The following is a 21,482-nucleotide window of genomic DNA, read 5'->3' as shown; positions in this document are numbered from 1 at the left end:
CCAAAGTCTCTCCTTCCTCACATCAATGCGGCTTTGTAAGCCGAAGCTAACGCCACACCGTTGCCGGAATGTTCAAAGCAGAAATCATAACCGCCCAGGCTGTTGCCCACGACATAAACATTTTCATAAACCAGCTGATCCTTCTCATCCACCGGCCGCAGGTCATCATCCGTGCGCACACCGGTCTTGGCAAAGCCTTGCGGCTTATCGGAGAACAATTCCTCATTGCTCCATTTTTCCTCACTGGATTCACTGTAGACCGGCAGGTCAAAGACCATCTCCTGCGGCTTTTCAAATTCCCGCACCGTGATGCCGCCGCTATAGAGGCCACCGGTGGCTAGGATGAACTTATCCGCATAGTAGGTCTTTTCCCGGACAGAGGCCTTCGCCACCACGCCCGTGACCTTCCTGCCTTCGCTGACAGCGCGCAGGACCTTGGTATCTTCCACGATTTCCACCTTCAGGTCCCGGAGCGCCTGCTTGAGCATGGCCTGCAGGCGCAGGCCATTGACGGATGGCGGCAGGCAGGTGGTTTCAAGGATCTCTGCCCCCAGCTTCTCATGGAGGTAAGCAGCACACTCCTGTCCCTTCGTCCCCAGGACCTGCGGCAGCAGGAACACCGTGCTGTCTGCCTGGACATAGGGTTTCAGCTGTTTCACCAGGGACTCCCGGCCCTCGTTGGTATCCAGCCAGCGGGCCACATCAAGGGTGGTGATATCACGACCGCCGAGCAGCGGCGTATCCACTTCCACGATGGGGAACTTCGTCTCTCCCTTCAGGGACTGCTGCAGGTTGTCCTGCAGGATATTGCCATAGAAGTCCTTGAGTCCCTTGATGCCCACGATCACGATATGTTCCTCCCCGTGGAGGCTCGTGCCATCAAGGCAGTGCGGGGCCAGACAGGTGGGCTTCATCGTGCCCACAGCCGTAGGCACCAGCAGCTGATGGTCAAGAGACCCACGATAGGGGAAACCATAATCCCGCGTGAAATCGAGAAAGTAATCCACTGCTTTTTCCACCGTTTCCAGACCTATCTTGCTGTAAGGATGTTCTGCCGGCAGGCTCGCCAATGCCTGTCGCGGGCACTGCACATAATGGTGTTTTTCGTCATAGCCCAATACGTCAATGACACCGCTATTCAAAGAAAGGGAACCCGAACCACAGGTGAGCAGGGTCACTTTTTTTCGCTGGTTGGCACTGACCAGCGCCGCCATCAGGCCGGCAAAGCCGCTGCCAATTACCAGGGTATCCGCATGTTTCATTCCGTCTTGCCTCCATTCACATGAAAGGACAGTTCATATAGAGCCCGTGTCATTTCCGTTTCCCGCAAGGTTCTGCCGACAAGCACCGGACGGATGCCCTTCCAGCGGCCCTGCAGGAATTCCTTCATGCGAGTAAGTGTTTCCGCCGCTCTTTTCTGCTTGCCATATTGCGCAAACAGGCCAGCCGAGCGCAGGGCACAGAAGTTACCCTGACAAGTGCCCATCCCCACACGGGTACGGCGGCGTATATCATTGATCTGATAGCAGGAATCTTCCTGCGCGATTTCTTCAAATTCAGCCAGCGTGACATTCTCGCATTCACAGACCAGTTCCCGCTTCTCCGGGGATTCTTCCAGCCGCTTCACCACTCTGGCAAAGCGTTCCGGCCCCAGACGGGTGGCCGCCAGATTCGTGCCATAGGCAGGGAAATACTTGCGGGCGGCGATCTTTGCTTCCTCGCTGACTTCCGGCACCAGCGGTTCTTCCGCCGTCCGGCATCTTTCCGTATTGCCCAGCTTAGCACAGACCTTATCGGCCATCTTCTCGGCCATCAGGCGATAAGTCGTGAACTTGCCGCCCACGATGGTGAACAAGCCTTTGAGCCCGTCCTCTTCATGGTCGACGATGGCAAAGCCACGGGATGCGCCACGCCCTTTGACACCTCCGGGTGGGATATAGAGCGGCCGTGAGCCGGCAAATGCCCGGAGCATGCGGTAGTCCCGCAGATGCTCAAACGTCTTTTCCCCAATGGCCAGCAAGTTCTCCACTTCTTCACGGGAAGTGCTGGTATCCTCAGGATCCGGGATGCTCATGGACGAGGTTCCCAGAATCGTGATGGATCCATGCGGCACGAAGATATCACCATCCGAGGATTTATGCAGGCGGTTGACCACATGGCTGGTCAGCCGCTGATTGAAGGCCAAAAGCGTTCCCTTGTCCGGCTGCACGCCGACTTCCACACCAGCCAGTGCCGCCACTTTGCCGGCCCAGCCGCCAGCAGCGTTGATGGCGATCTCACACTCGATGAGTTTCTCTTCCCCCGTTATGGTATTCCGTACTTTGACGCCTTTTAGTTCACCATTGGCCTGCTCAATCCCGATGACTTCGCGGTAAGTCAGGCTGCGTCCGCCATAGCGTTTGGCGGACTCCACATTCTGCCAGCTCATGCGGAAACCATCGATAGCAGCATCCGGCACCAGATACGCCGACTCCACATTCCTGGAGAGCAGCGGCTCTAACCGGAAAGCCTCCTCCCGGGTGATCGGCGTGGCCTCGATTCCACTCTCCGCACAGCCTTTCACCCAGGCTTCTTCATAGGCAGGATCGTCAATATTGAGCCTTACGAACATGCCCCCGGTCGTCTCCACACAGGACTTGCCGATCTTGCGCAAGATCTGGTTCTCGATGATGCACTCCCGGGCCGCCTCCTGATCTTTTACCGCATAACGGCCACCGCTGTGCAGCAGCCCATGATAGCGGGAACTGGCTCCGTTCACCAGGTCGCATTTCTCAACCAGCAGCGTATCCACGCCGCGCATGGAAAGGTCGCGCAGGATGCCCACACCTGTGGCCCCGCCGCCTATCACAACGACCGTTGCTTTTTCCATCGTACTCTCATCCTCTCCGGCATAATGCACTTTGCGAGCCTTCAGCTCTTTATCATCACGATTGTGAATTAATTGATTATTTTGTCAATAGAAAATTTTCAATCGTTGACATGCATGATTATAACGAGCAAAACCTGATATCAACCAAAAACTTCATTTCGTGCGTCATTTCGTTATTTTCACATAACATTATTATTTCGTTTTTATGCTCGTTTCAAACACTATATTTCGTTTACATGCCTATACTACAACAGAATTTCATATTAGTCAATACGAAATATGATTTTTATTTATTATTTTTTGTCGTTTTTTATATTGATAATATGTTTTTGCGCGTTTCTTTCCGCCAAGGTCTTTTCTTTTCCGGCACAAAATTGTAGAATAGAACACAGAGGTTTCCACGACAAGGAAAGGATTCACGCTTATGAGCAGAGAAGACTATATCAAAGCCCTCATCAAGTCCCATGGCTATACCATGAAGAACTTCGCCAAGATAATCAACATGCCCTATACGACGCTGCTGTCCATCCTGAACGGCTCCATCGGCGGCGCAGCGATGGACAACGTGCTGAAGATCTGCGGAGCTCTCAACATCCGCATTGAGGACCTGAACAATCTGGCCGCGAATGTTGAAACCGAGAATCCCCGGGCAGCCGTCGCGGCCAACATCGATCCACAGCTTCTGAGACTGCTGCAGGACATGCCCGCAGAGAAACAGATTGCCCTGAAATTATTGCTGGCCAACAAATAATACATAATATGAATACAGGCCATAAAAATAGACCGTACATAAGCCGAGCTTATGTACGGTCTATTTTTATTATGGAATAAATCCTGTCCTCAATCGATCACAACACCCTTGTCCGTTGGCGTTTTCCCCAGCAGGCCGCCACCACAATGCCGGACTACCAGTACGGCCAAGGTCATCAAGGCGATGGCCAGGACAAGCTGCAGACCATCCACCATCAGCGTGAAGTCGCCGCTGCCGATCTTCCCGACGATACCAGCCACACTCATGACCAGCGCGCTCATGGTCACGAGGAACATGAACGACATGGGCACATAGAGCATCCAGCCCTTGCGTCCTGTAGATTTCAGGAACAGTGCCAACGAGATCAGCACCAGTGCGGACAGGAGCTGGTTGGCAGCCCCGAACAACGGCCAGATATTCATATAGCCGGCCAGGCACAAAGCAAAGGCCAGAACCAGAGTCAAGGCTGTAGACACATATTTGTCCATCAATATCCTGGTCAATGCGCCTGCCTGTCCGCCCTCACTGGGTGCGACCAATTCCTGCAGGGACATGCGGCCAATGCGGGCCACCGAATCAATGGTCGTCATAGCCAGAGCAGACACACACATGGTGATGATGCAGGCAGAAACCGCAGCCGGCAGACCGAACATCTGGAAGAAACCGCCGATAGCCCCGGCAAAGATCTGGAAGGGCGTACCAGACGGCAGCGTGCCATCAGAGGCGGCAGCACAGGCGATGACCAGTGCCACCACCCCCAGCAGGGATTCCACCAGCATCGCGCCGTACCCTACCGGCAACATATCCCTTTCGTTCGCGATTGCCTTGGAGGAAGTGCCGGAAGATACCAGACTATGGAAGCCGGATACGGCACCACAGGCAATGGTGATAAAGAGAATCGGGAACAGCGACTGCCCCTTGACCGTGAAGCCTACAAAAGCCGGCATATTGATGACCGGATTGGCCACCAGTACACCAACCACACCTCCAAAGACCATGCCCAGCAGCAGGAAAGACGAGAGATAATCACGGGGTTCCATCAACAGCCACATGGGCAGGACAGAAGCAATGAAACAATAACCAAAGGTCACATAACGCCAGCTATGCGCATCCAGATACAGCGGATACTGCATGCCCACAGCAAACATGGCCACCACCAGCACCACAGCTACCGCTAATTTCACCAGACCGGAAGGCTGTACCTTGCTGATGAATAAACCGAACCCCATTGCCACGACAATATACAGAAGGGAAATGGTTGCAGCCTGTGCGCCCGGCACGTTCAACGAGCCATCCTTCGAAAAGCCATTGAAGGTGTTCGCCAGGATATCCGCAAAGGCAGCCAGTACCAGCAGCGTAAAGAGCCAGCAGAACAGAAGGAACAAGCGGCGTCCCGTAGCCCCTACATAATGCTCAATAAGCATGCCCATGCTTTTTCCTTGATTCTTTACGGAAGCATAGAGTGCGGTGAAGTCCTGAACCGCACCGAAGAAAATGCCGCCCACCAGCAGCCAGAGCATTGCCGGCGCCCAGCCGAACATGGCCGCGATGATCGGGCCAGTCACAGGCCCTGCCCCCGTTATGGAAGAAAACTGATGGGCAAAGACCGTGAAACGGGAAGCCGGAGCAAAATCCCCGCCATCTTCCAGCGCTACAGCCGGGGTCTTCGCCTTGGGGTCAATCCCCCATGTCTTCACCAGCCATCGTCCATACAAAAAATAGGCCGCCACGAATGCACACATGGCAAAGCCTACAAGTGTCAAACCATTCATCCTAAAACCCTCTTTCAACGATACCTTTACAAAATAAGTGCTATTGCAATGGACTTTTGTATAGCCATCATAATAACACTTTGCATTTCATGTGTCAACCTGTAAACACAGATAAATCGCCAAAGCCGCCCCGAATCAGCAGGATATTTCCCGCCCGTGGCGAAATGGGTAAGTAAGTAGTATGCGAATAAACAGAGGGACTAAGATAGGAAGGATCGGGGGACATGAAAAAGAATATTTTGCTGGTTCACAGAGGAAAGTCCTTTATGCTCAATACCATCGCCAAGAACCTCCAGAACGGAGGCTATGAGGTAATATTCGTTGACCCTGCCGTAGAAGATATCGAAAAAAAACAAAGATGAGGCGGAACTTTTCGTCATGTATCTCGGAGACTTTGTGGACGAGATCACGGGCACACTGGTCTACATCAAGGATATCTGTACCGAGGAGGACAAACTGCTGATTCTGGTCGGTACAGCCAATGAAATCGAGACGGTTACCCATACCATCCCCAAAGCTTTGATTGCCGCCGCCTTCGAACGCCCCTTTGATATGCAAAAACTCGTAGCACAGGTGGATTGGCTGCTGGAAGCCAGCAATGACCTGGCCAGGCGCAAGAACATCCTGCTCGTGGATGATGACGGCACCTTCCTCAAAATGATAAAGGATTGGCTCTCCACCAAATATAGGATCACGATTGTGACGTCCGGTGCACAAGCCCTGATGTATATCGCCGACAATAAGCCGGATCTCATCCTGCTGGATTACGAGATGCCGGTGACCTCCGGGCCGCAAGTGCTGGAAATGATCCGCAGCGAGACCCGCCTGGATTCCATCCCGGTGATTTTCCTGACCGGCAAGGGTGACCGCGAAAGCGTTATGAAGGTGTTAGCCCTGAAACCGGATGGCTACCTGTTGAAATCCATGGAACGCAGCAAACTTGTGGCCGCTATTGATGAATTCTTTGAGAAACGCAAATATCAAAAACTGCACGATCCAAGCGGAACAACCGGAGGGCGCATACCATGATACAGGAAGGTTTCACCATTCGCTGGGAAACGGACCGGCCTGCGTTTGTCGCCAAGGTCAAAGAAATCCTTTGGCAGAAGAAGGCTGAATCCGCGGACCGGCAGGATAATGCCGTCTATATCCATCTATTGTTCCGGCTGCTCTGCCGAGTGACCGCGACCCAGGTGCGCACCGCCATCCGGGAGGTCTTTCCTCAGGCCGTGGTGACAGGCATTAGCGAAGCTCTTTATGGCAGTGAGAAACGTGACTCCGTGCTCCAGATGAATATGACCTTTCTGGAAAGCAGCCGGGTAGACCTTTTAGAATACACGGGCTCTCCTGACGGCTATGCCGTTGCCGGCCAGGAATTAAGCGCACAGATCCAGGCCATTGCAGACAGCAAGGCTGCCGCCATATACTGTGCGGGACTGTCCATCAACTTTTACCAGTTCATCAATAGTCTCACCAAGGATACGCCGGATATTTCCTATTTCGGCTGCACAGCAGGGATGTTCGAATTCAGTGCCGACGGCCAAAAATTCAACAATCTCTTTTCCTTCAATGAAATGAATGATGTCGAACAGCAGTATGTCATCGGGAAGGACATGTATCGGCAAGGCATCGTACTGGCTGTGTTCAGCGGCAAAGATCTCCATGTGAAGACCGATTATCTCTTCGGCTGGAAGGAACTGGGCAAAGAAATGACCATCACCGCCACGAAGGGAAACAACTGCATCTCCCTCATCGACAATATGCGGCCTACAGAAGTCTATCACCGCTATCTCAATGTACTGCCGGATGAAAATTTCGTCTACAATATATCCGAATTCCCACTGGCAATCGAACGCAATGGCTGTACCATCGCGCGGGTCCCGCCCCGCTATGATGACGCTGGACGGCTGTATTTCAGCAGCGATGTCTACACCGGCGAAAAGATCCGCCTGACTTACGCCGTACATGAGGACCTGCTGCAGGAAACCGTCATAAACAGCGAATATATGTGGGGCTTCGCCCCTCAAGCCCTGTTTTTGACGGTTTGCGGCAACCGCACCCTGTTCCTCAAGGAAAAAGCGCCATTCGAGATCGACAGCTACCGCCGCTTCGCCCCCCACCTGATCTGCAACTATGGCACGTCGGAAATCTACCGCTATCAGAACCAGGGCGGCATCCTGAACAGCGCCCTGGTTGCAGCAGGCCTCCGTGAGGGAGAGCCCCATCTGAAACTCAGCGACATGGATATCACCACCCAGCGAAAGGAACACCGCATCATCCCCCTGTCCGAACGCATGGCCACCTTCCTGGCCGCCGTCACCCGGGAATTAGACGAGAGCAATAAGGAATTGCGGGCTATGGCCCATACCGCCGAGGCTGCCAATCTGGCGAAAAGCCAGTTCCTTTCCAATATAAGCCATGAGATCCGCACCCCCATCAATGCCGTCTTAGGGATGGATGAAATGATCCTGCGGGAAACCCATGAACCACATACCCGGGAATACGCGGAAAATATCCGCAATGCTGGTAATACCTTGTTGGGCCTGATCAACGATATCCTGGACTTTTCCAAGATCGAAGCCGGGAAAATGGAAATCATCCCTGTAGAATATGCGGTGAGCTCCTGCTTGAATGACCTGGCCAATATGATGCGTCAGCGGGCAGAGAAAAAAGGCCTCGCGTTCTACGTCGAGGCTGCTGAAGATCTGCCCAGCGTGCTCAAAGGCGATGAGATCCGCCTGCGGCAGGTGGTGACCAACATCCTGACCAATGCGGTCAAGTATACGGAAACAGGTTCTGTCACCCTGCGCCTGTCCTGGACCCCCACGGACACGCCCAATGAGATCCGCCTGCGGATTGAAGTCGAAGATACCGGCATCGGCATCAAGGAGGAAGATATCAGCAAACTCTTCCATGCCTTTGAGCGCATCGAGGAAGAACGTAACCGCACCATCGAGGGGACAGGACTGGGCATGAATATCACCCAGCGCCTGCTGGAACTGATGGACAGCCATCTGGAAGTCGAAAGCCGCTATGGTGAGGGTTCCTGTTTTGCCTTTGCCATCTGCCAACAGGTATTGAACTGGACTCCCATGGGCAATTACGAAGCGGCTTATCGCCAGCAGATCAGCCAGCAGAGCACCTATCGGGAAAGCTTTATTGCCCCGGAGGCAAGGATCCTCATCGTAGACGATACTGCGATGAATCTGACTGTGGCCAAAAGCCTGCTGAAGCAGACACGCGTACAGACAGATACTGCCCTGAGCGGCTACGAATGTCTGGAACGGCTGCAGACCACAGCCTATGACCTGATTCTTCTGGATCACCGCATGCCCGGCATGGACGGAATTGAAACCCTGACGAAAATCAAAGAACTCCGTCTGGAAGAAAACTTCCCGAATCGCCATACCACGGTCATCGCCCTGACTGCCAATGCCATCAGCGGTGCCCGGGAGGAGTACATCACCGCAGGCTTCGACGACTACCTGACCAAACCCATTGACAGCCACCTGCTGGAAAATATGCTGTGCAAATACCTGCCTGCCGAAAAAGTACGTCCAGCGGGAATGCCAGAGCCTACCGAACAGGAAGCCGCATTGCCGGCCTGGCTGAGTGATGTACCGGGTCTTGACCTGAACGCCGGCATAGAACACTGCGGCTCAGTCAGCGACTATCTGGACGCACTGACCGTATTTGTCCAGTCCATTGAAAGCGGGTCCACAGAGATCGAACGCTTCTATCAGCTGCAGGATTGGAATAACTACACCACCAAAGTCCATGCCTTAAAGAGCACAGCCCGGATAATCGGTGCCGGTGAGTTATCCGAAAAGGCCCGGCGCCTTGAAGATGCAGGCAACAACGGCTACTATGAGGAAATCCTCGCCAACAACAATGCCCTCATGGCGCTCTATCGCAGCTTTTTGCGCAACCTTGCCCCCCTGCGGCCTCAAGAGAAAGCCAACGACGAAAAAGCCCCCATCAGTGCTTCGGAAGTTGCCGAAGCCTGGGAGGCTTTACAAGAAATTGCTGCCAGCTTTGATTATGACAGCCTGACCTATATGCTGACGGAATTATCCGGCTATCAGCTTGCCGAAGCCGATGCAGAGCGCCTGGCAGCGGTCAAAAAAGCCGCCGCCGTCCCGGATTGAGATGCCCTGCAAAAGCTCCTGCACGGAGCAGTTACATCTGCTTGACCGGCACCGGCCCGCGGGACAAGGCAATCGCGCCGGTACGGGCAATCTCGATGATCTCGTAATCCGAAAGCACCTCAATGATGCCGTCAATCTTGCTTTCCTGACCAGTAAGCTCAATAACGACATTTTCCTGGCTTACATCCACGATATTGGCGCGGAAGATATTGACAATATCAATGAGTTCGGCACGATTGCTCTTGTCGGCCCGCACCTTGATCATCACGAGTTCCCGTTCGATGGAATCCACTTCCGACAGATTTACGATCTTGATGACATCAATGAGCTTGCCCAGCTGGGTCACCACCTGGTCGAGCTCATTTTTGGATTCCACGGATACCACAATATTGATGCGGGTCACATCCGGTTCTTCTGTATACCCGGCAGAAATACTTTCGATATTGAAAGCCCGGCGGCTGATCAGCCCCGAAACATGCGTGAGCACACCAGGTTTGTTGTCCACCAGCACTGCTAATAAATATTTTTTCATCATTTCTTGCTACCTCCCAGCACCATCTGGTCAAGCCGTTTGCCGCCCGGTACCATAGGCAGGACGTCCTCTTCTTCCGGAATCAGCACATCAATGAGTGCAGGGCCCTTCTCTGCCATGATCTGGGGCAGTACCGTATCGAGCTCTTCCTTCTTCGTCAGGCGGTAGCCCTTGAGCCCCATCGCTTCGGCCAACTTCACGAAATCCGTCTTGCCCTTGAGCTCCGACTGGGAATAATGATGGTTGTAGAACAGGCGCTGCCACTGTCCCACCATGCCCAGGATGCAGTTGTGGACAATCACGACCTTCACATCGATATCGTTGTCCGCGATGGTCGCAAATTCCTGGCAGTTCATCATGATACTGCCATCGCCGGTGAAGAGCACGACCTTGCTGTCCGGTGCGCCGACCTTGGCCCCCATAGCAGCCGGCAGGCCATAGCCCATCGTGCCCTGACCGCCGGAGGTCAGGAAGTGGCGCGGCTTGTATACGTCAAAGAACTGCGCGGCCCACATCTGATGCTGGCCCACGTCCGTCACGGCGATGGTGTCCTTATCGGACAGCTCGCTAACCTTGCGGATAAGTGCCCCCGGTTTGATGGCCTCACCGTTTTCCACATAGCTGAAAGGATGTTCCGCGTGCATCTTGAGGACATCCGCTTTCCAGCCCTTGAACTTCTCAGCAAACTTCTCCTTGGTGGCCGACAACTTCTTGTTGAAGCGGGGCAGCGTCCAGCGCAAATCCCCCAACACCTTGAGGTCTGCCGTGACATTCTTGTTGATTTCTGCCCGATCCAGCTCGAAATGGATGATTTTCGCCTTAGGCGCAAAACCGTCCACACGGCCTGTCACGCGGTCACTGAAGCGCATGCCGATACAGAGCAGCAAATCGCATTTCTGGATAGCCATGTTGGCCGCATACGAACCATGCATCCCGGCAAAGCCCAAAAAGCCGTCCGTATCCGCCGGCACAGCGCCTAAGCCCAGCAAGGTGGAAGTCACCGGCACACCGAGTTTCTTCGCCAGTTTCTGCACTTCTGCCGCCGTATCGGAGCTGATGATACCACCGCCCGCAAAGATCAGCGGACGTTCTGCCTTCTGCACCGCCTCTACCGCTGCCGCGATTTCCGTTTCATTGCCATCATAGACACCGCTGTAGCCGCGCAGATTGACCTTTTCCGGGTATTCATAGTCGATTTTCGCATCAAAGACATCCTTGGCCACATCAATGACCACCGGACCTTTGCGGCCCGTATTAGCGATGAAGAAGGCCTCCTTGAGCACCCGCGGCAGCTCCCGGACGTCCTTGACCAGATAGTTATGCTTGGTGATCGGCGTCGTGATGCCGAAGATATCGGCCTCCTGGAAGGAATCTTTGCCGATATAGGGATTGGCCACCTGTCCCGTGATGCACACCAGCGGCACGGAATCCGTGCAGGCCGTGGCGATACCCGTAATGAGGTTCGTGGCACCGGGGCCGGAGGTCGCAAACACCACGCCCACCTTGCCCGTAGCCCGAGCATAGCCATCAGCCGCATGGATAGCTCCCTGCTCATGCCGGGTCAGGATATGGGGAAATTTCATCTTGTAAACCGCGTCGTAAAGTGTCAGCACCGCTCCCCCCGGATAGCCGAACACCACATCCACGCCTTCTTTCTTCAGGCTCTCCAATACCGCCTGAGCGCCATTCATCATCAAAGCAAGCCCTCCCATTCTCACTAAGTATGTTTGGTAATTGTTTACATTTTAACACAATTCATAAGTAATATTATACACCATTTGTATACATAGTTACAATATAAGAGTACAAATAAAAAATTCCGCCCCCTTGCAGGAGCGGAATTGATTATCCTTGCGGTATAAGATTAGATGTTGTACACGCGTACGGAGCTGGAGTTGCCCTTGCCAGCCTTCACACCGGAAGTGATGATGGTGAGGTCGCCACGTTCTACGAGACCTTCCTTGACAGCAGCAGCCGTAGCGTTGCTGATCATCTCATCCACATCGTTCCACATGGTGCCGAGAACCGGATATACGCCCCAACGGAGGTTCAGCTGACGCAGAGCCTTCTCGCTCGGAGTGTAGGCAACGATAGCAGCCTTCGGACGATACTTGGAAACGACTTTCGTCGTGTAACCCGTTTCGGTCGGCGTGATGATAGCCGGAGCATCGAGCTCGTAAGCCATCTGAACCGTAGCATGAGCGATGGCACGCGTACGGGATTCCATGTGCTGGAAGCCGCGTTCCACGAAGAGTTCCTTGTATTCGAGGGAGCTTTCGATGCGCTGTGCGATGCGGTTCATCGTGGAAACAGCCTCTACCGGATAGTCGCCGGAAGCCGTTTCACCGGACAGCATGATAGCATCCGTACCATCGAGGATGGCGTTACCAACGTCAGATACTTCTGCGCGGGTCGGACGCGGGTTGCGTTCCATGGAGTCGAGCATCTGCGTAGCAACGATAACCGGCTTGCCAGCAGCGTTGCACTTGCGGATGATTTCCTTCTGGATCAGAGGAACGTCTTCAGCCGGAACTTCTACGCCCAGGTCACCACGGGCAACCATGATGCCGTCGGAAACTTCGAGGATAGCATCGAAGTTCTTGACACCTTCGAGGTTTTCGATCTTCGGGATGATTTCCATACGGCCATTGTGCTCTTCGATGAGCTTGCGGATAGCCAGTACGTCATCCGGACGCTGGATGAAGGAAGCAGCTACGAAGTCCATATCCTGTTCGCAGCCGAAGATGATGTCCTTAGCATCCTGTTCGGAGATAGGAGGCAGGCCAAGGGATACGCCCGGAGCAGCTACGCGTTTGCGGGTGCTCATCTTGCCGCTGTTCTGAATCGTCGTCACGATGTCCTTGCCCTTGATTTCGTCTACCTTGAGAGCTACGAGACCATCGGAGAGAAGCAGGGTGTCGCCCGGCTTGACTTCCGTATAGAGACCTTTGTGGTTTACGGAAACATGAGTTTCGTCACCCGGTACGTCATCATAAGTCAGAGTGAACTGGTTGCCTTTTTCCAGCATAACCTTGCCATCTTTGAACTCGCCCAGACGCATTTCCGGACCTTTGGTATCGAGGATTAAAGAGATAACCTTGCCAGCTTTCTTGGCTGCTTCACGAACCATATTGATACGGCCAAGATGTTCTTCGTGGTCACCATGGGAGAAGTTGAAGCGTGCGCAGTTCATGCCATTGGCAATCAGTGCATCGATTACGCCCGGTTTCTCTGTGGACGGACCCTGCGTGCAAACGATTTTCGTCTTTTTTAACATGTTGTAAACCCCACCTATTCTTTTACTACATATTATATTTTAGACGGACACCTCCGTAGGAACTATCGTCCCTTTCCGGAGTCGCTGTATGGCGTCCTGTCTACGGCCTGTTTCATCGGGGAAAAAATCCCCATCTGCTACTATTCTACACTCTTTGTCCCCATAAGTAAAACATTTTTGGCGAAAATCAATGGAAAAATATATTTTCTGAAAAGCGGCTCATTGCTTGAAATTTATTGCTTTTATTCCTTTACATAACCTGCAACTATTCCTATTAATTATAATTGTTCCCAATACGAAAAGTTCTTATGCTTTGCCCCGTTTCTGTCGATAAACTTAATAAGGAAAGTGTTGTGCTTTCCAGATTCAGTGGGAAAGGAGGATGTATCATGTCTACCATTTCGGCAATGACCAAGGATACGTACACGATGTACAAGATGGCCCAGGGAGACACCCAGAAGACTACGGCAGCACAAAAAGCCAGCGCCGCTGAAGAAAGCAGCAGTCAAAGCTCCAGCTCTGCCCAAAGCAAGAGTTATACGGCAGCGGCTTCTAATATCAGCTCTCTCAGCACGCTGGTGGACTCTTTCAATTCTGCCTATAGCAGCAAAAAGAGCAACGCTTCCCAGGATTCCATCGCCAGCCTTTGGTCCGGTTACACGAATTCAACGGCCTCCAGCCTGGCCAGCATGAGCGCCATTTCCGGCGTATCCAGCAGCGCGGCAGGACTTGTGAACTCCTACAATGAGGCCAAGTCCAACTTTGACACGCAGTTCAAAGCGTATATGGGCGATCTGCATGAATCTGCCCAGACCGCCAAGAACATGAGCTACGAATTCAGTGCGGATGATATCAAAGAAGCCGAAGACGGCACCAAGACCTATAGCGATGGACTCAAAAAAGCCATCAGCAATGTCAAGCAGCTGGTCTCCGACTACAATGATTCCTTAGACCTCACCAGCGATTACAGCAGTGTAGGGAAGAGAATGGAATCACTCCATAAGTCGTTCGCCGACACCACATACCGCGCTGACACCTACAAGCAGCTCGGCATCACGGTGGACAGCAAGACGGGCAAGATGTCTGTGGATGAGGACAAACTCGCCAAAGCCCTTACGGAAAACGGCGACCGCGTGAAAAACGCCCTCGGCAGCAATGGACTTGCCGGCAAGGCAGAACAGCATCTCACCGAGGCCAACAACCAGAGTGACAAACTGTTCCCCTCCTTGCAGAGCATGTTCGGTGACAGCATCAAAACGGCCTCAGCCTACACCAACCCACGGGTACTGAGCGCCTCTGTTCAGTACGGCATGATTGGCAATCTCTTTAGCTCCCTGTTCTAAAGAGCCCTCCAACAGCCAAAAGGGGCATTGCAGATTCCTGCAATGCCCCTTTGTCATGCTTATGGTCAACGGTTACAGCTGCTTGCGCTTTCTGGCCCGTTCAATCAGGGCCGCTGCCTGATCAAAGGCCCCTGGCAGGTAGTCTTCCTCCCATTCCCGGCCGGCTTTTTCAGCCTTCTTGATGGCTTCCCAGTCCACGGATTCCACCGGTGCGCCGGCGAACACATGCGGATGGCGGCGTTCCATCTTGTCACTGGCGGCTTTGGCCACATCATCCAGATTGAAGAGTCCGGCTTCTTCTGCCAGCTGGGCATGAAAGACCACCTGCAAGAGCAGATCACCCAGTTCCTCTTTGAGATTTTCGGCCTTGCCCGTGGCTGTGAGGATATCAATCCCCGCCAGCACTTCGGCGGCTTCCTCGATGCAGGCAGGCTTCAGGCTTTCATGCGTCTGCTCCCTGTCCCAGGGGCAGCCGCCTTCCCCGCGCAGCTCTTTGACGATATGTTGCAGCCGCCGCAATCCATCCAGGCTCATTTCAGCGTCACCAGTTCATATTCGCGGGTACCCATGCCGATCTTTTCAGCGTGTTCCAGCGTTTCCTTCCAATGTACGTTGGGATTGTTGTCCATGAACACATCATGGTGATGGTGCCAATCCTCCTTGGCCAGATTATCACCTAACTGGCTGTCCCGCACCGGCGTAGCCTTCTGGCAAGCATCGGCGCTGGCCTGATCGATAGCCACGGGGTCAAAGGAAGCAAACATGCCGATATCCGGCAGGATGGGTGCATCGTTCTCGCCATGGCAGTCGCAGTTCGGCGAGATATCCATGGCCAGATTGATATGGAAGCAAGGACGGTCCTGCACCACGGCCTGCGTGTATTCGGCCATCTTCTTGTCCAGCAGGTCACCGGCATCCCATTGCTCATTGCGGATGGCAGAGAAACCGCAAGCACCGATGCAGCGGCCACAGCCCTTGCATTTTTCCGGATCGATATAGGCCTTGCCCGTATCGAAACGGATGGCATCGGAACCACATTCCTTCGCGCATTTATGACAGCTGCGGCACTTATCCTGATTGACCACGCACTTGCCGGAAGAATGCTGCTCCATCTTGCCGGCACGGCTGCCGCAGCCCATGCCCAGGTTCTTGATGGCACCGCCGAAGCCCGTCATCTCATGTCCCTTGAAATGCGCCAGGCTGATGACGATATCGGCGTCCATCACAGCGCGCCCGATCTTGGCAGCCTTGACATATTCACCATTCTTGACCGGAACTTCCACATCATCCGTGCCCTTGAGACCGTCACCGATGATGATCTGGCACCCTGTGGTCATGGGATTGAAACCATGCAGATTGGCAATATCCATATGCTCCAAAGCATGCTTGCGGCTGCCGGGATAAAGGGTATTGCAGTCCGTCAGGAACGGCAGGCCGCCCTGTTCCTTGACGAGATCCGCCACGACCTTGGCATACTGAGGACGCAGGAAGGCCAGATTGCCCATCTCACCAAAGTGCATCTTGATGGCCACGAATTTGCCTTCCATGTCGATGTTCTTGATGCCCGCCGCAATACACAAACGACGCAGTTTCTCCAGCCAGCTCGTACCTACCTGCGTGCGAAAACTAGTAAAATAAACCTTAGACTTTTCCATTGCAAACCTCCCTGCCTTACGGCAATATACACACAATATCTTATTCGGCAGCCAACCTAAAAAACCTGCTTTTTAGGTTGTCCCTTTTAATTTTGCACTACGTTCCGGCTCAGCCTGCATGACCAGATACCCGACTGCCTCAATGGGTGTCAGCGTACGGGCTGTGGTACTGTAAGACTGGAAGCTCAGGACATTGCCATCGATATCGTACAATTCCTCTTCCATAGCCAGACGAAAGTTGTTCTCTTCCTTCTTGATCCGCTGACCACGGAAATGCTCATAAAGGATATATTTTGCCCCCAGCTTGCGGGCTTCCTGATAGATATCGCCATTTGTTGTGCCGAAAACGATTGGCGTATAGGCAGAGTTCAGGATTCCTCTGGCTACCCGCTCCATATAACGCTTGTCTGCACTCAGCAGATCCGACACCTGGAAGTCAAACGGAGCCACATAGATGAGTCCCTGTACCTGCCGCCGCTGGCCTGTAACCAGATAAGGATGATCCTGCTCGCTATGGGCATCCTGATAATGCCGCAAAGCCTCATCCAAATACAAGGTCATATCATGCGGGAAACGTCCCAGATGACTTTCCCAGACCACTTTCTCACCAAACTGCACATAATTGGACAACGACTGCAGGGCAGCCTTGACCGGATCCCCATCGATTGTGATCCGGGTCAGCTGCATCCGCTTTTCATAAGTTCTGGCAAAAGCCGTATTGCCCACAGCCGGAGCACCAAACGTGATAACCCGCAGCTGAGAGGGACGAACCCCCAGATCCGCCAACCTTGCCGCCGCCAGTGTGGCAGCTGCTCCGCCCAGGCTGTGACCAGTAAGGTATAGCTGATAAGAGGGATGATTGCGCAGATCCCGGGCAATAGCCTCCCCTAAGGTCAGATTGGCGAAATCCGGGATTTTCTCACTGAACAAAGCCGCCTGGGTATAGTCATGAAATCCCTTGTGTACCAGCGGCATACTGGCCTCTTTATCCGTTCGCTCCGCCGCTGCTTCAAATTCTGCCGGCGACTGTCCAGCAAAGACCACCCGTTTCATCCGCAGATCCACCAGAGCATCCTGTTTGCGTTCCGTCCCCGGAAAAGCCAACACATAGATCTGCTCATCATCGGGCAGCTTCTTGGCCAGGATATGGACCCGCGCCTCTGCCAGCGCCGTTGCATACTCATGAGAATCCACTACCCAGCCCAGATCCTGCAGCCATTGCCGGGCTAGTAGATTGAGTTCAGCCCCATAAGTAGACATGGAAATCAAGGCGGCAGCAAAGTTCAGTTCCGCGCGGTCCAGCTCTTTCGCCTGCACAGGCGAAACGGCAAAAAGCAAGCACAGAACGCATAATATAAGCTTGTGCCGCATAGCAACCCCTCCTTTATTGTCATATATATATGCAATAAAAGCCCAGACAACCGTCTGGGCCTAAAGATCAAATGGTGCGGTCGATGGGACTTGAACCCATACGTCTTGTGAACACTACCCCCTCAAAGTAGCGCGTCTGCCAATTCCGCCACGACCGCGAATATGGTGCGGACGAGAGGACTTGAACCTCCACGATGTCACCACCACTAGTACCTGAAACTAGCGCGTCTGCCGATTCCGCCACGTCCGCTTATTCACTTGTGTCCGATGCAAGCACCGAACCAACGAAAATTATTATAAGGCACTTTGACCTATATGTCAATAGCTTTTTTGCGAAAATCTCAATCTTCCACAAATCTTATCTGCTCATTCTCCAGAGAAGCGATTCTGGCCAGCGATTCCACCCGGTAACCAGCCTTCCGGACACGCTCGGCCCCCTGCTGGAAAGATTTTTCGATGGCAATGCCGATCCCGACGACGTTGCCGCCAGCCTGCTCGACAATATTGGCCAGACCTAAAGCCGCATTGCCATCAGCCATGAAATCGTCAATGATCAGGATATTTTCCCCGGCCTCCAGGAATTTCTTGAGCACATAGACCAGTTTGGCCTCTTTTTTGGTATAAGACGTGATGGGACAGGTATACATATCCTCCTGCATCAGCAGCGAAGGATTCTTGCGGGCAAAGACCAGCTTCTTCTTGAGCTCATAAGCCACGGCCATCCCAATGGCAATGCCCGAAGCTTCGATGGTCAGCACCTTGTCTATCTTCACATCAGCGAAACGACGCACGAATTCCCTGCCCATCTCCATCGTGAACTCGGGATCGATCTGATGATTGATGAAGGAATCCACTTTCAGGATATTGCCCGATAAACAGTAGCCCTCGGTTAAAATACGCTCTTTCAATAATTCCACAATCTTATCTCCTTTTCTTAATGATGATCAATAGCTGGCTCCAGCACTTCTTCCTCGTCTTTTTCTTGCTCCACTTCCATATTGGCCGGCAGGAAGGTATCCAGCAAAATCGCCACGACATAGACTACTGCCACACAATTGCCGCTGAATACATCCTGCACGACCTGCGGGAAAACATGCCAGATTGCATTCTCTGATGCCGTAGTCGTACCGATCCCAAGGGAAAAAGACAGCGCCGCAATCGTCACATTGCGCTGCGTCATCTGCAATCGGCTCATCATCTGAATGCCGCTGACCATGATAGAACCAAACATCATGATCGTACAGCCACCTAATACCGCATCCGGCAAGGAAGCAAAGAATGCACCGATAGGCGGGAACATCCCTGCAATGATCATAGCCACCGCCCCGGTCATGATGGCAAAGCGATTCACGACCTTCGTCATCGCAATCAGACCGACATTCTGGCTGAACGAAGTGATCGGCGAGCAGCCAAAAAGCGATGCCACCGAGCTGCAAAAACCATCACAAGCCAAAGAGCCGGAAATCTCCCGCTCCTTTATGTCACGCTTGAGGCCTACGACAGCCATTGCTGTCGTATCTCCTATCGTTTCCGCTGCCGATACCAAAAAGATGATCCCTACGGAAATGATTGCTCCTAAATTAAATTCCGGTGCCACTGGTAAAAAGGCCGGCAGGGCAAATACATTGCCAGCAAAAGCCGCAGACAGATCTACCTTTCCCAGCGCACAAGCCACGATATAGCCTACAATCAAACCAACCAATACAGCCATTTGCTTATAATGGCCTTTGGCAAACGAAGAAAAAAGCAAGCAGGTAACAAGGGTGACTGTTCCCAGGAACAAATTCTCCCAAGAACCATAACCATCATTATAACCCCCGCCGAAAGAACGGATGCCGATCCCCAGCAGCGAAAAACCAATGGTGGTAACGACAATCGACGAAACGATTGGGGATATAAAGCGGCGCCAGTATTTTGCCAACAGTCCCAAGGTACCCTCAAAAACACCGCCAACCAGAACAGCCCCTACTACGGCGCCATAGCCGAAATTAGCCGCCACAAAACAGATTGCTGTCACAAAGGTAAAGCTTACGCCCATGACAATAGGCAGGCGCGCTCCCACTCTCCACAGTGGATACAACTGCACCAATGTCGCAATACCAGCCACAAACATGGCATTCTGCACCAGCATGGCCGTCATCGGCTTGTCAAAACCTGCCGCTCCGGCAATGATGACGATTGGCGTCAGGTTGGCTACGAACATGGCCAATACGTGCTGCAAGCCAAAAGGTATGGCTGCTCCCAGAGGCACGCGGCCATCAAGTCGGTAAATGTTCGCGATACTCGCTTCTTTCATGTTTCTTCATCACTCCTGCAAAATGATATGAAATAAAAAAATATATAAAAAAAACTTGTTCCACGAATCTATATCATAGAACAAGTTCTCATTGCAGAAATAAAAATGGTGCGGTCGATGGGACTTGAACCCATACGTCTTGTGAACACTACCCCCTCAAAGTAGCGCGTCTGCCAATTCCGCCACGACCGCGAAAAAAATATGCCCTCTGAAGGACACCACCAGCACAAAGGCCTGAATATAAAAATGGTGCGGACGAGAGGACTTGAACCTCCACGATGTCACCACCACTAGTACCTGAAACTAGCGCGTCTGCCGATTCCGCCACGTCCGCATGATAAACTATGTAATTTTAAGTGGTGCCGAGGACCGGAATCGAACCGGTACGGTTGTTTCCAACCGACGGATTTTAAGTCCGTTGCGTCTGCCAGTTCCGCCACCCCGGCAGTTAAACAATCTGCATATGGAGCGGGTGATGGGAATCGAACCCACGTGACCAGCTTGGAAGGCTGGGGCTCTACCATTGAGCTACACCCGCATAGTATCAAAAAGTGGAGCTGGCGAGAGGAATTGAACCCCCAACCTGCTGATTACAAGTCAGCTGCTCTACCAATTGAGCTACACCAGCCTGAAAAAAATGGTGCCTTCGAGCGGAATCGAACCACTGACACGGGGATTTTCAGTCCCCTGCTCTACCAACTGAGCTACAAAGGCACATATATATATTTAACGCCCGTAGGCGTTAATATCAAGTGGCGACCCGAAGGGGACTTGAACCCCTGACCTCCGCCGTGACAGGGCGGCATTCTAACCAACTAAACTACCGGGCCATAAAATGGTGGGCGATAACAGGATCGAACTGCTGACATCCTGCTTGTAAGGCAGGCGCTCTCCCAGCTGAGCTAATCGCCCATATAATGGTGACCCACCACGGAATCGAACCGTGAACCTACTGATTAAGAGTCAGTTGCTCTGCCAGTTGAGCTAGTGAGTCATGATATGGTGACGCGTATGGGATTCGAACCCATGAAGCCGCCGTGAAAGGGCGGTGTCTTAACCACTTGACCAACGCGCCATATTTATTGGTGGCTCACCCGGGATTCGAACCCGGGACACCCTGATTAAAAGTCAGGTGCTCTGCCAACTGAGCTAGTGAACCATTATCTGGCTGGGGTAGCTGGACTCGAACCAGCGGATGCGGGAGTCAAAGTCCCGTGCCTTAACCGACTTGGCTATACCCCAATCACCCCAGAGGTATATCATAATTGGCTCCCCGAGCAGGATTCGAACCTGCGACATATGGATTAACAGTCCACCGTTCTACCGGCTGAACTATCGGGGAAGCATAACTCCTAAAAAGGAGTTCTTAACTGGCAACGCCCTATCCTCCCAGTCCGTCTCCAGACAAGTACTTTCGGCGTACGAGTGCTTAACTACTGTGTTCGGTATGGGAACAGGTGGAACCACT

The 21,482-nt window shown here is 52.9% G+C and carries 16 protein-coding genes, 15 tRNA genes and 1 rRNA gene; 5 read left to right on the top strand and 27 right to left on the bottom strand.

The features are described from left to right. Positions 1-17: 17 nt before the first annotated feature. Both glpB and glpA read right to left on the bottom strand, forming a co-directional pair. Complete coding sequence (gene glpB / locus BUB68_RS03770; RefSeq protein WP_073088455.1) at positions 18-1,262, bottom strand: anaerobic glycerol-3-phosphate dehydrogenase subunit GlpB; 1,245 nt, start codon at positions 1,260-1,262, stop codon at positions 18-20. Further along, complete coding sequence (gene glpA, locus BUB68_RS03765; RefSeq protein WP_073088454.1) at positions 1,259-2,869, bottom strand: anaerobic glycerol-3-phosphate dehydrogenase subunit GlpA; 1,611 nt, start codon at positions 2,867-2,869, stop codon at positions 1,259-1,261. The genes glpB and glpA overlap by 4 nt, the downstream gene beginning before the upstream one ends. Before the next feature lie 424 nt (positions 2,870-3,293). Between glpA and BUB68_RS03760 the strand changes: the two genes are divergently transcribed. After that, positions 3,294-3,620: a helix-turn-helix domain-containing protein gene (locus BUB68_RS03760; protein WP_073088453.1), complete on the top strand. Its 327-nt coding sequence runs from the start codon at positions 3,294-3,296 to the stop codon at positions 3,618-3,620. 89 nt (positions 3,621-3,709) lie between these two features. Here the strand turns inward: BUB68_RS03760 and BUB68_RS03755 are convergent, their stop codons facing one another. After that, entirely contained in the window at positions 3,710-5,392 is a 1,683-nt protein-coding gene (locus BUB68_RS03755; RefSeq protein ID WP_073088452.1) for a carbon starvation CstA family protein, read from the bottom strand. 224 nt (positions 5,393-5,616) lie between these two features. Between BUB68_RS03755 and BUB68_RS15205 the strand changes: the two genes are divergently transcribed. Genes BUB68_RS15205 through BUB68_RS03745 form a run of 3 tightly spaced genes read left to right on the top strand, consistent with a single transcriptional unit; the run spans position 5,617 to position 9,540 of the window. Beyond that, positions 5,617-5,754 carry a hypothetical protein gene (locus BUB68_RS15205; RefSeq protein WP_178139459.1) on the top strand — a complete coding sequence of 46 codons (138 nt, stop codon included), beginning with the start codon at positions 5,617-5,619 and terminating at the stop codon, positions 5,752-5,754. Between the two features lie 16 nt (positions 5,755-5,770). Further along, positions 5,771-6,421, top strand: coding sequence for a response regulator (locus BUB68_RS03750; RefSeq protein WP_081371844.1), 651 nt, complete (start codon positions 5,771-5,773; stop codon positions 6,419-6,421). Further along, the gene (locus tag BUB68_RS03745; protein WP_073088451.1) at positions 6,418-9,540 is read left to right on the top strand and encodes an ATP-binding protein; all 3,123 of its coding nucleotides are present in this window, start codon (positions 6,418-6,420) and stop codon (positions 9,538-9,540) included. The genes BUB68_RS03750 and BUB68_RS03745 overlap by 4 nt, the downstream gene beginning before the upstream one ends. A 31-nt stretch (positions 9,541-9,571) precedes the next feature. On the opposite strand, the gene ilvN is transcribed toward BUB68_RS03745, so the two are convergent. From ilvN to pyk, 3 genes are all read right to left on the bottom strand, one after another. After that, positions 9,572-10,072: an acetolactate synthase small subunit gene (gene ilvN / locus BUB68_RS03740; protein ID WP_073088539.1), complete on the bottom strand. Its 501-nt coding sequence runs from the start codon at positions 10,070-10,072 to the stop codon at positions 9,572-9,574. Then, positions 10,072-11,766, bottom strand: coding sequence for a biosynthetic-type acetolactate synthase large subunit (ilvB, locus tag BUB68_RS03735; RefSeq protein WP_178139461.1), 1,695 nt, complete (start codon positions 11,764-11,766; stop codon positions 10,072-10,074). The genes ilvN and ilvB overlap by 1 nt, the downstream gene beginning before the upstream one ends. Positions 11,767-11,936: 170 nt before the next feature. Beyond that, a complete protein-coding gene (pyk, locus tag BUB68_RS03730; RefSeq protein WP_073088450.1) occupies positions 11,937-13,349 on the bottom strand; it encodes a pyruvate kinase in 1,413 nt (470 codons plus the stop codon). 389 nt (positions 13,350-13,738) lie between these two features. On the opposite strand from pyk, the gene fliD reads away from it, so the two are divergent. Beyond that, positions 13,739-14,692 (top strand): flagellar filament capping protein FliD, encoded by a 954-nt coding sequence (gene fliD / locus BUB68_RS03725; RefSeq protein WP_073088449.1) that lies wholly within the window; start codon positions 13,739-13,741, stop codon positions 14,690-14,692. 72 nt (positions 14,693-14,764) lie between these two features. Here fliD and BUB68_RS03720 read toward each other — a convergent pair whose 3' ends face one another. The 21 genes from BUB68_RS03720 to rrf all read right to left on the bottom strand — a co-directional run. Beyond that, a complete protein-coding gene (locus tag BUB68_RS03720) occupies positions 14,765-15,226 on the bottom strand; it encodes a MazG nucleotide pyrophosphohydrolase domain-containing protein (protein ID WP_073088448.1) in 462 nt (153 codons plus the stop codon). Further along, positions 15,223-16,347 (bottom strand): DUF362 domain-containing protein, encoded by a 1,125-nt coding sequence (locus tag BUB68_RS03715; RefSeq protein WP_073088447.1) that lies wholly within the window; start codon positions 16,345-16,347, stop codon positions 15,223-15,225. The genes BUB68_RS03720 and BUB68_RS03715 overlap by 4 nt, the downstream gene beginning before the upstream one ends. Positions 16,348-16,419: 72 nt before the next feature. Further along, on the bottom strand, positions 16,420-17,718 hold the full coding sequence (locus tag BUB68_RS03710) for a lipase family protein (protein WP_073088446.1): 1,299 nt from the start codon (positions 17,716-17,718) through the stop codon (positions 16,420-16,422). A gap of 72 nt (positions 17,719-17,790) precedes the next feature. After that, positions 17,791-17,876: transfer RNA gene (locus tag BUB68_RS03705), tRNA-Leu, on the bottom strand. Between the two features lie 5 nt (positions 17,877-17,881). Further along, positions 17,882-17,968 (bottom strand) — tRNA-Leu (locus tag BUB68_RS03700). Positions 17,969-18,059: 91 nt separating this feature from the next. Beyond that, entirely contained in the window at positions 18,060-18,635 is a 576-nt protein-coding gene (locus BUB68_RS03695) for a xanthine phosphoribosyltransferase (protein ID WP_073088445.1), read from the bottom strand. Positions 18,636-18,652: 17 nt separating this feature from the next. Continuing rightward, on the bottom strand, positions 18,653-20,014 hold the full coding sequence (locus tag BUB68_RS03690; protein WP_073088444.1) for a uracil-xanthine permease family protein: 1,362 nt from the start codon (positions 20,012-20,014) through the stop codon (positions 18,653-18,655). Positions 20,015-20,120: 106 nt separating this feature from the next. Next, positions 20,121-20,206: transfer RNA gene (locus BUB68_RS03685), tRNA-Leu, on the bottom strand. 55 nt (positions 20,207-20,261) lie between these two features. After that, positions 20,262-20,348: transfer RNA gene (locus tag BUB68_RS03680), tRNA-Leu, on the bottom strand. Positions 20,349-20,371: 23 nt separating this feature from the next. Further along, positions 20,372-20,460, bottom strand: a tRNA-Leu gene (locus BUB68_RS03675). An 18-nt stretch (positions 20,461-20,478) separates the two neighbouring features. Next, a tRNA-Gly gene (locus BUB68_RS03670) sits at positions 20,479-20,552 on the bottom strand. Between the two features lie 14 nt (positions 20,553-20,566). Then, positions 20,567-20,642 (bottom strand) — tRNA-Thr (locus BUB68_RS03665). A 10-nt stretch (positions 20,643-20,652) separates the two neighbouring features. Next, positions 20,653-20,728: transfer RNA gene (locus tag BUB68_RS03660), tRNA-Phe, on the bottom strand. 39 nt (positions 20,729-20,767) lie between these two features. Further along, positions 20,768-20,844 (bottom strand) — tRNA-Asp (locus tag BUB68_RS03655). A gap of 6 nt (positions 20,845-20,850) precedes the next feature. Further along, positions 20,851-20,926, bottom strand: a tRNA-Val gene (locus tag BUB68_RS03650). A 6-nt stretch (positions 20,927-20,932) separates the two neighbouring features. Further along, positions 20,933-21,008: transfer RNA gene (locus BUB68_RS03645), tRNA-Lys, on the bottom strand. Positions 21,009-21,014: 6 nt separating this feature from the next. Further along, a tRNA-Glu gene (locus tag BUB68_RS03640) sits at positions 21,015-21,089 on the bottom strand. Positions 21,090-21,097: 8 nt separating this feature from the next. Continuing rightward, positions 21,098-21,173: transfer RNA gene (locus BUB68_RS03635), tRNA-Lys, on the bottom strand. Positions 21,174-21,179: 6 nt separating this feature from the next. After that, positions 21,180-21,256: transfer RNA gene (locus BUB68_RS03630), tRNA-Gln, on the bottom strand. A 24-nt stretch (positions 21,257-21,280) separates the two neighbouring features. After that, positions 21,281-21,356, bottom strand: a tRNA-Asn gene (locus tag BUB68_RS03625). 26 nt (positions 21,357-21,382) lie between these two features. After that, positions 21,383-21,482 (bottom strand): 5S ribosomal RNA (gene rrf / locus BUB68_RS03620); the annotation flags it as partial.

This window comes from Pseudoselenomonas ruminantium (assembly GCF_900142515.1).
GTDB classification, from domain to species: domain Bacteria; phylum Bacillota; class Negativicutes; order Selenomonadales; family Selenomonadaceae; genus Selenomonas_A; species Selenomonas_A ruminantium_D.
The sequence above is the reverse complement of the archived record's forward strand: the minus strand, read 5'-3'. Positions and strand labels throughout refer to the sequence as shown.

Bases quoted from the DNA above. Each gene is read 5' to 3' on its own strand.
- glpA (WP_073088454.1), bottom strand. From the start codon at position 2,869: ATGGAAAAAGCAACGGTCGTTGTGATAGGCGGCGGGGCCACAGGTGTG.
- BUB68_RS03755 (WP_073088452.1), bottom strand. From the start codon at position 5,392: ATGAATGGTTTGACACTTGTAGGCTTTGCCATGTGTGCATTCGTGGCG.
- BUB68_RS03750 (WP_081371844.1), top strand. From the start codon at position 5,771: ATGTATCTCGGAGACTTTGTGGACGAGATCACGGGCACACTGGTCTAC.
- BUB68_RS03720 (WP_073088448.1), bottom strand. From the start codon at position 15,226: ATGAGCCTGGATGGATTGCGGCGGCTGCAACATATCGTCAAAGAGCTG.
- BUB68_RS03745 (WP_073088451.1), top strand. From the start codon at position 6,418: ATGATACAGGAAGGTTTCACCATTCGCTGGGAAACGGACCGGCCTGCG.
- BUB68_RS03760 (WP_073088453.1), top strand. From the start codon at position 3,294: ATGAGCAGAGAAGACTATATCAAAGCCCTCATCAAGTCCCATGGCTAT.
- BUB68_RS15205 (WP_178139459.1), top strand. From the start codon at position 5,617: ATGAAAAAGAATATTTTGCTGGTTCACAGAGGAAAGTCCTTTATGCTC.
- pyk (WP_073088450.1), bottom strand. From the start codon at position 13,349: ATGTTAAAAAAGACGAAAATCGTTTGCACGCAGGGTCCGTCCACAGAG.
- ilvB (WP_178139461.1), bottom strand. From the start codon at position 11,766: ATGATGAATGGCGCTCAGGCGGTATTGGAGAGCCTGAAGAAAGAAGGC.
- fliD (WP_073088449.1), top strand. From the start codon at position 13,739: ATGTCTACCATTTCGGCAATGACCAAGGATACGTACACGATGTACAAG.
- ilvN (WP_073088539.1), bottom strand. From the start codon at position 10,072: ATGAAAAAATATTTATTAGCAGTGCTGGTGGACAACAAACCTGGTGTG.
- BUB68_RS03715 (WP_073088447.1), bottom strand. From the start codon at position 16,347: ATGGAAAAGTCTAAGGTTTATTTTACTAGTTTTCGCACGCAGGTAGGT.
- BUB68_RS03710 (WP_073088446.1), bottom strand. From the start codon at position 17,718: ATGCGGCACAAGCTTATATTATGCGTTCTGTGCTTGCTTTTTGCCGTT.
- BUB68_RS03690 (WP_073088444.1), bottom strand. From the start codon at position 20,014: ATGAAAGAAGCGAGTATCGCGAACATTTACCGACTTGATGGCCGCGTG.
- glpB (WP_073088455.1), bottom strand. From the start codon at position 1,262: ATGAAACATGCGGATACCCTGGTAATTGGCAGCGGCTTTGCCGGCCTG.